This is a genomic window from Colwellia hornerae, assembly GCF_007954355.1.
In the GTDB taxonomy this organism is placed as follows: domain Bacteria; phylum Pseudomonadota; class Gammaproteobacteria; order Enterobacterales; family Alteromonadaceae; genus Colwellia_A; species Colwellia_A hornerae.
Map to the genome: position 1 here is coordinate 1 of NZ_VOLR01000046.1, position 7,886 is coordinate 7,886.

Genomic DNA, 7,886 nt, shown 5'->3' on the forward strand with positions numbered 1-7,886 from the left:
AGAACCGACTATGTAAAATCAATGTAATGTGAGTGTCCACACAAATTGCATGATAACTAATTGTTAAAGAACGTTAACTCTAATAGTTAACCGAAACAAAATCTCATTCGCTTTGCTTCGTTGCTGCAGGCCTTGCCTGAAGCGAGATGCGCATGATACGCGTCTCAGTTTTGATGTCAACGTTTTATTTAATTTAATTTGAAGTTTCTTTTCGAAGATTCAAACCTTATCGATAAAACGTTAAGTTAACTACTTTACCCTAAAGTGGTGTAGATAACTTATCAAAACAGCTCTTTCGTGGTTCGTTTTGACTGAACCCCTTGGAACTGGAGCGCATTCTAGACATTTTCTGAAAAGGATCAAGCACTATTTTCAACTTTCTGTTTGTTTGCTGAAAATAAAAACAATATGAGCAATATACTCGCTGATTGTTCAATAAACGCCAACACTTTTTGATGTTGTCCGGTAATATCTAGATAAAGCGCTTGAAACAAACACTAATATAGAGCTTTTAATTAATATCTTTATTTAGTGTAGTAAACTTTTTATTTTTTGCTTAATATAAGTAAGGTGTGATTTGCATATAAATTACACTTATCTTTTTTACAACTTTGTACTTTGTACAATATTCAAGGCTGGGTAGCAGGGACATTGCAATTTAGTTTTTTAATTTAGAATTTAAAATAATAATTAGGTATTCATATATGAAGTCTCCTCAAGGGTTAACATTTATCGTCGCAGTAATATTTGCTGTAATTGCTTACATTTTATCAACTGTTATTGGCAGCTCACCAGAAATTACTGCAGTACTAGTTTTAGTAAGTACTTTTATTGCGCCACTTATAGGTTCATCAACTACTGCCGAAAGTGCTGATGAAGAAGTAAAAACATTATATGTAGGGAATTTACCTTACCGAGCAAATGAATCATCGATCAGAGAATTATTCTCTGAACACGGTCAAGTTCATTCTGTTCGTTTAATGAAAGACAAGCATACTGGAAAACGTCGTGGCTTTGGCTTTGTTGAAATGTCAGCTGATGCGGCCGATGCGGCTGTTTCATCGCTTAATGATACTGAATTTCAGCAACGCACTTTAAAAGTTCGTGAAGCAAAGGAACGTCCAGAAAAAAATCTTGAAGAAGAATAACGTTTATTCTTTGTAAGTGACCATAAATAAACCCACGTTAACGTGGGTTTATTTTATCCATTAACAGCACAATTAAATCTTATTGTTAACAGGTTTAACCGTTTCTATAACTTTGTCGAACTTTTCTTTAGCTATTTTATTCTCACCAAATTCTGCTTTAAAGACTGCATCAAGTAATTGACCAAAAGCATCATCATTTTTTGATAATAGTTTATCTGCTTGTTCTTGTAGTTGGTTAAACTGATCTAAGAAATCAATCAAGGGTCTGAGGTCTTTTCCTATACTAGGTGCTAACTTATCATCTGACTCTGCTACTCTTGTATAAGCTTGGCTAACATAGCTTGTTTTTGTTTGCTGTAAATCCATACTAAAACTCGTAATTTGTTTATTATCAAAACCTAGTTCTATCGCTTTTTCAAAAGCTTGATTAACATCGCCGTTAAAAAAGTCTTTTTGTAATGAGTTTACGTCTTTAATTAATGATTCTATGGCTGCTTTTTCATCATCATCAAGTTTACCCTCTACGCTGTAAGAGAAATTGATTTCATGATACGTATTACTTGCACTACTATAGTTTGTCGATGCACCTTGGTTACTCTCTTGGTACTGGTAATCTTCTTTACGGGCATATTCTTGTAATTCACTAAATGATATTGAAACAACATCACCGTCAGTGGTGGTAATAGTAAGCTCGCTACTTTTTGAATTGCTTGTGTTTAGTTCGCTATTAATTGTTGTCGAGCCAATACTTGGCGTTGATACGGATAAATTATCATTGGATGTATTGGCTGAAGGAAACATTTTTTCATGGAGATCATCGATACCTTTATTAATAAGGTCACGACTTTTTTCTATACCTTGGTTTAATTCATCGTCAAGCATGGCGAGATCTTTTAAATCACCTTTTGCTTGCTCAATACCTAAATTTACACCGGCACGACCTTGCTCAAACATCTCTTCCAACTTATCATCACTCGCTCCGTTTGCTTGTGCAGCCAAGATACTCGCGCCAACAAAGTCCATAACATTACGAGCGACGGCTTCGAAATCAAAAAGGCTAGTTGAAGCCTCGCTTTCATTTAACGCCGCTGTTGTACTAATATCACTCATCACCACATTAGTTGCTTGCGGAGTATCATTAAACTTTTGAAAATTTGCTGATATCTGACTAGAGATCGACTGAGATATAATCTTCATGGTAATCGCCGCACGATGATTTAAGGCCAGTGTGTCAAATGACTCTGCTGGCATATCTCGCTTAACGGCTTCATTATTTACTTGCTCACCCTTAAGGTTTTGCCCTAAATAATTTGGCAAAGTTGTCTGGTTATCAATTTTATTCATTGCTACTCTCCGGTATCTAATTAATTTTTAATTAAACACAATCAAAGATCTAAAGATCTTTAAATCTAGTATGGTTATTATATCGGCATTTGTTGGTAAAACTTTAGTGTTCAGTCTGACTTTGGTAAGAATATTATAGACAAATGACTAGACAAAGTAATCACAATCGCTAAACTCAGCGCCTCTGTAATACTCACTAAAGTTGGGTATAATGTCGTTTAATTTTTTCTATCTATAAGGCTTATATATGTTTAGTCACATCGCACCGCAATTTTATGATAAACAACTTGATAACAAACAGGATGATATCGCTAAATTGTTTAGTGAATTTGACTTACCTAATTTTGATATTTTTCGATCAGAGCCTTTAAATTACAGATTACGAGCAGAATTTAGAGTTTGGCATGACGGTGATGACTTATTTTATATTATGTTTAATAGTGAAACTAAAGAAAAGTATCGAGTCGATACCTTCCCCGTCGCCAGTAAATTAATCAATCAAGCAATGAAAGCCTTACTTGACGAAATTAAAGATAAACCCTCGCTTCGTCACCGCTTATTTCAAGTTGATTTTTTATCCACACTCAGTGGCGAGCTATTAATAAGCTTGTTGTATCACCGACAGTTAGACGAAGAGTGGTTAACTGAAGCGGCAACATTAAAAGCTACACTTTCAGCAATAGCTCCTGTTGATATTATTGGTCGAGCAAAAAAACAAAAATTTATTCTTGATAAAGACTATGTCACTGAGCAGTTAACTGTTGGCGATAAAACTTATATCTATGAGCAAGTAGAAAATAGTTTTACCCAGCCTAATGGCCACGTTAATGAGCAGATGCTACTTTGGGCAAAGCAAGGCACGCAGAATATTGGTGGTGATTTAATCGAACTTTACTGTGGTAATGGTAACTTTAGTATTGCACTTGCTGAAAATTTTGATCGTGTACTGGGTACTGAAATATCGAAAACATCGGTAAAATCAGCGCAAACTAATATTACGGCAAATAAGCTAAACAATGTTGATATTATCAGAATGTCTAGTGAAGATTTTAGCCAAGCGATGAACGGTGAGCGAGTGTTTCGTCGTTTAGAAGGTTTTGATCTAAAGAGTTATAATTACGATACGGTATTAGTTGATCCACCAAGAGCTGGTCTTGATTCTGATAGTGTTGAGTTAGTCAGTCGATTTGAGCGTATTGTTTATATCTCATGTAACCCTGAGACATTAAAAGAAAACCTAGCTGAATTAGTGAAAACACACAATATTGAAAAATTTGCACTATTTGATCAGTTTCCTTACACCCATCATGTTGAAACTGGGGTGATACTTTCTCGTAAAAAATAAATTCTTATTTTTTTACTCCTCGATTGCTAAATTCAGCAGCTCCGCGCGCGATAAAGCGTAGCTGCTGTATTGTTCGCATAGCGATTTGTTGGCGATCGTCTTTATCAACATCTAAAGCATCTGAACCGGCACTAAATACAATAGTAACGGCTGCATCTGCCTGTAAAAAAGCCACGTCTGCATTAAGTTTATTTGCTTGCTGTAAATAATCACATAATTCTAAAGTAAAATAACGCACTTCTCGATTTACCGCTGCTCGAAAAGCAGCCGATGTACCAGAACGCTCGCGTAATAATAAACGAAAAATATTGCCATTACTTTCAATAAATTCCATAAAGGTAACGACTGATATTTGAATAACAGAACCACCTTTTTCAATACGTTGGCGTGCTTGCCGCATTAATTGACGCAAGGTTAAACCCGCTTCATCAACCAACGTCAAACCCAGTTCGTCCATATCTGAGAAGTGTCGGTAGAATGATGTTGGCGCTAAGCCAGCCTCTTTAGCGACTTCCCGTAAGCTCAAACTCGAAAAGCTACGCTCACTACTTAACTGCCCAAGAGCAGCATCAATTAATTGTCGACGTGTTTTTTCTTTTTGCTGTGCCCGAATCCCGCTCATTGCTTCATTAACCTATGCTTTAGCCTGTTCATATCATACTGAATTTTCATCTATTTACTAGAAACTTGATAACTAACATCTACTTTTAAATACAGTATTATTGATTGAAGATAAAAAGTTTAATAAAAATTACCTTGACTGAAAAGTGATCAAAGTTAAAATAGTGTACACGTGTACACTGAAATTATTTGCTTAGTGTTCGTTTTTTTACTGATGGAATTCTTATTACATGAATAAACCTAAAATCGTTTGGCTAAATTTTAGTGTGTTTTTAATTACCTTTTTAGTCGCAGCAATCGCTGTCCCGTATCGAGCAATAACACACGGCTTTGATACCACTGAACTGGTAGTTGCACTGTGCTGCTTCATTTATTGCGGTATGTCGATTACTGCCGGTTATCACCGATTATGGTCGCACAAAACCTATCAAGCGCATGCTTCATTACGTTTTATTTTTGCGCTTGGTGGGGCATTTGCATTACAAAACAGTATATTACATTGGGCTTCGGATCATAGAGTTCATCATAAGCATGTCGATAATAATGACAAAGATCCCTATTCTGCCAAGAAAGGTTTTTGGTATTCACATATCGGCTGGATGCTACGTGAGTATCAAGCGCATCGATATGCTAATTACGATAATACCCGTGATTTGCAAAAGGACCCTATTGTAATGTGGCAGCACAAAAACTATTTATTACTGACAATATTGATGAACTTTGGTGTCCCTATTTTATTTGGATTATGGCACGGCGATATTATTAGTAGCTTACTTTTAGTGGGTTTCTTGCGTTTAGTGTTAAGCCATCACACCACTTTTTTTATTAATTCTTTGGCACATATCTGGGGTAAACAAACTTACACCGAAAGAAATACTGCACGAGATAATGGCTTCCTTGCGTTTTTAACCTTTGGCGAGGGCTATCATAACTATCATCATATTTTTGAAAATGATTATCGTAACGGCATTCGTTGGTGGCAATTTGATCCGACTAAATGGTTAATTAAAGGCTGTGAGTTTTTAAAGCTTACTTCAAAACTACGGACCTATCCGGATGACAAAATTGAGAAAGCGCGTTTAGCTATGGTACTTAAACGTAGCCAGAAGAAGTTACTTTCTCATCCAAATGCTGAACAAATGCGTGAAAAACTTCAACAAGAGTATGATCTACTTATTGCTAGAATTAATGACTACTATGATGTTCGTAAAAAATTACTGGCCAGCAGACGTGATAAATTAATTGCCGATGTGGAAAGTTCTGAATTAGCGGCACAATACCAAGAATTTAAGCAGCACTTGGCAGAGCAACAACAACATTTTCAACGCTTATTAACCCAACTGGCATAAACCCTTACATTAATAAGCTTTTACATGGTCAGATGTCTAAATTCCTGCTAAAATTTTTTAATCTTAGTAGGAATTTAAGGCAAAATTTTGGCAACTCAAAATAAAGCTAAAACGAAGAAGAAAATAAATAACGATTACGATTATGATGCAATAATTATTGGTACCGGCCCAGGTGGTGAAGGTACTGCCATGGAGTTATCTAAAAAAGAAAAACGTGTCGCTATTGTCGAACGCTATAAAGACGTTGGTGGTGGTTGTACGCATTGGGGGACTATTCCTTCAAAAGCTTTACGCCAAAGTGTTAGCCGACTGATTGAATATAACGCGAGTCCACTTTTTAGGGGACATGAAAAAGCAAAACACTTAACCTTCCCAGCGATTCTTAAACACGCCTCTTCGGTTATTCGCAAACAAGTACAGTTACGCAGTGGTTTTTATGACCGTAACCGCGTTGAGCTGATTTCAGGTGAAGCGTCATTTATTGATGCCCATACGCTTAGAATTATTAATAACGATGGGGCTGTTGAACAAATTACAGCAAAGCAAATTGTTATTGCTACTGGCTCACATCCCTACCGACCTAAAGATATTGATTTTAACCATCCGCGGGTTTATGACTCAGATACCATTTTATCACTCAAGCATGATCCCCGTTCTATCATTATTTATGGTGCTGGTGTTATTGGCTCCGAATACGCCTCTATATTTAGAGGTCTAGGTGTAAAGGTAGATTTAATTAATACCCGCGATAGACTGCTTTCTTTCTTAGATGCAGAAATGTCTGATTCACTCAGTTACCACTTATGGAATAATGGTGTAGTGATCCGTCATGGTGAAGCTATTGCACGAGTTGAAGCATCCGATGACTCTGTAGTTGTCCATTTAGAATCAGGTAAAAAAATGCGCGCCGACTGTTTACTTTTCGCTAATGGGCGAACAGGTAATACAGCCGATTTAAAAGTTGAAAATGCCGGATTATCAGCAGATGGACGTGGGCAGTTAAAGGTCAATGATCAATATCAAACCAATGTTGACAATATATATGCAGTAGGTGATGTCATTGGTTACCCAAGCTTAGCCAGTGCCGCTTATGATCAAGGCCGGTTAGCTGCTTCAGCGATGATAGATCACCAAAGTACAGCAAAACTTATTGCTGATATTCCTACGGGTATTTATACCATTCCAGAAATAAGCTCTGTTGGTAAAACAGAACAAGAACTAACCGCAGCAAAAATTCCGTATGAGGTTGGTCGTGCACAGTTCAAACATTTAGCAAGAGCACAAATATCAAATAGTTTAGTCGGTTCACTTAAGATACTATTTCACAGTGAAACTAAAGAGATTTTAGGTATTCATTGTTTTGGTGAAAATGCGGCTGAAATAATTCATATTGGTCAAGCAATTATGCAACAAACCAATGGTGGTAATACCATTGAATACTTCGTTAACACCACGTTTAATTATCCGACGATGGCTGAAGCATTTCGTGTGGCGGCATTAAATGGCTTGAATCGTTTATTTTAATAATAAAGAAACGTTAATCGAAAAAGGTATGTTATGAATAAATTAATTTTATTGCTAATTATTTGTATTAACATACCTTTTTTAATCGTTAATGCGACTGAAAATAGCGTTCTACAAGAGGAACGTAAAAGCTACAGCCTTTATTTAATTCGTCATGCTGAAAAAAAAATAGATCAAGAGGATCCTGGATTAACACTATGTGGGATATCTAGAGCACAAGAGATTGCGCGTATCTTAGAGAATGCAGAAATAAAAAATATATACAGTACCCGCTACCAGCGAAGTATGGCAACTGCTACACCGCTGGCGCAACAGCAAAAACTTGCGATAAAAAATTATGCGCCCAATAAGTTAGAGCAACTCGCCTGGCAATTAATCAAAGAAAAAGAAAATACGGTAGTCTTTGGGCACAGTAATACCACGCCACAATTGGCAGAATTACTAAGCCAAAGCTCAGTATCACCAATGACAGAGCAAGAATATCGTGGTATCTATCAAATTATCATTTCAGGTAAAAATCGCCACCTAACATTATTAATGCAACCTTTACTCTGT

The 7,886-nt window shown here is 36.5% G+C and carries 7 protein-coding genes; 5 read left to right on the plus strand and 2 right to left on the minus strand.

All coding sequences use genetic code 11. From position 1 onward, the window contains the following. Positions 1 to 704 precede the first annotated feature (704 nt). Positions 705 to 1,148, plus strand: coding sequence for an RNA recognition motif domain-containing protein (locus ESZ26_RS18450; RefSeq protein WP_146801211.1), 444 nt, complete (start codon positions 705 to 707; stop codon positions 1,146 to 1,148). Between the two features lie 72 nt (positions 1,149 to 1,220). Here ESZ26_RS18450 and ESZ26_RS18455 read toward each other — a convergent pair whose 3' ends face one another. Continuing rightward, positions 1,221 to 2,492, minus strand: a complete 1,272-nt coding sequence (locus tag ESZ26_RS18455) for a DUF5610 domain-containing protein (RefSeq protein ID WP_146801212.1) — start codon at positions 2,490 to 2,492, stop codon at positions 1,221 to 1,223. A gap of 247 nt (positions 2,493 to 2,739) precedes the next feature. Between ESZ26_RS18455 and trmA the strand changes: the two genes are divergently transcribed. Beyond that, complete coding sequence (gene trmA, locus ESZ26_RS18460) at positions 2,740 to 3,837, plus strand: tRNA (uridine(54)-C5)-methyltransferase TrmA (protein WP_146801214.1); 1,098 nt, start codon at positions 2,740 to 2,742, stop codon at positions 3,835 to 3,837. Between the two features lie 4 nt (positions 3,838 to 3,841). On the opposite strand, the gene fabR is transcribed toward trmA, so the two are convergent. Continuing rightward, positions 3,842 to 4,459 carry an HTH-type transcriptional repressor FabR gene (fabR, locus tag ESZ26_RS18465; RefSeq protein ID WP_146801216.1) on the minus strand — a complete coding sequence of 206 codons (618 nt, stop codon included), beginning with the start codon at positions 4,457 to 4,459 and terminating at the stop codon, positions 3,842 to 3,844. Between the two features lie 229 nt (positions 4,460 to 4,688). Here fabR and ESZ26_RS18470 point away from each other — a divergent pair, with 229 nt between their 5' ends. From ESZ26_RS18470 to ESZ26_RS18480, 3 genes are all read left to right on the plus strand, one after another. Further along, positions 4,689 to 5,807, plus strand: coding sequence for an acyl-CoA desaturase (locus ESZ26_RS18470; protein WP_146801218.1), 1,119 nt, complete (start codon positions 4,689 to 4,691; stop codon positions 5,805 to 5,807). 87 nt (positions 5,808 to 5,894) lie between these two features. After that, positions 5,895 to 7,331 carry a Si-specific NAD(P)(+) transhydrogenase gene (gene sthA / locus ESZ26_RS18475; RefSeq protein ID WP_223271734.1) on the plus strand — a complete coding sequence of 479 codons (1,437 nt, stop codon included), beginning with the start codon at positions 5,895 to 5,897 and terminating at the stop codon, positions 7,329 to 7,331. 33 nt (positions 7,332 to 7,364) lie between these two features. Continuing rightward, a partial coding sequence (locus ESZ26_RS18480) for a histidine phosphatase family protein (RefSeq protein ID WP_146910728.1) occupies positions 7,365 to 7,886 on the plus strand: 522 nt, incomplete at its 3' end.

What these genes read in the sequence shown, in the direction of transcription:
- ESZ26_RS18455 (WP_146801212.1), bottom strand. Translation starts at nt 2,492, where the DNA reads ATGAATAAAATTGATAACCAGACAACTTTGCCAAATTATTTAGGGCAA.
- fabR (WP_146801216.1), bottom strand. Translation starts at nt 4,459, where the DNA reads ATGAGCGGGATTCGGGCACAGCAAAAAGAAAAAACACGTCGACAATTA.
- ESZ26_RS18470 (WP_146801218.1), top strand. Translation starts at nt 4,689, where the DNA reads ATGAATAAACCTAAAATCGTTTGGCTAAATTTTAGTGTGTTTTTAATT.
- trmA (WP_146801214.1), top strand. Translation starts at nt 2,740, where the DNA reads ATGTTTAGTCACATCGCACCGCAATTTTATGATAAACAACTTGATAAC.
- ESZ26_RS18450 (WP_146801211.1), top strand. Translation starts at nt 705, where the DNA reads ATGAAGTCTCCTCAAGGGTTAACATTTATCGTCGCAGTAATATTTGCT.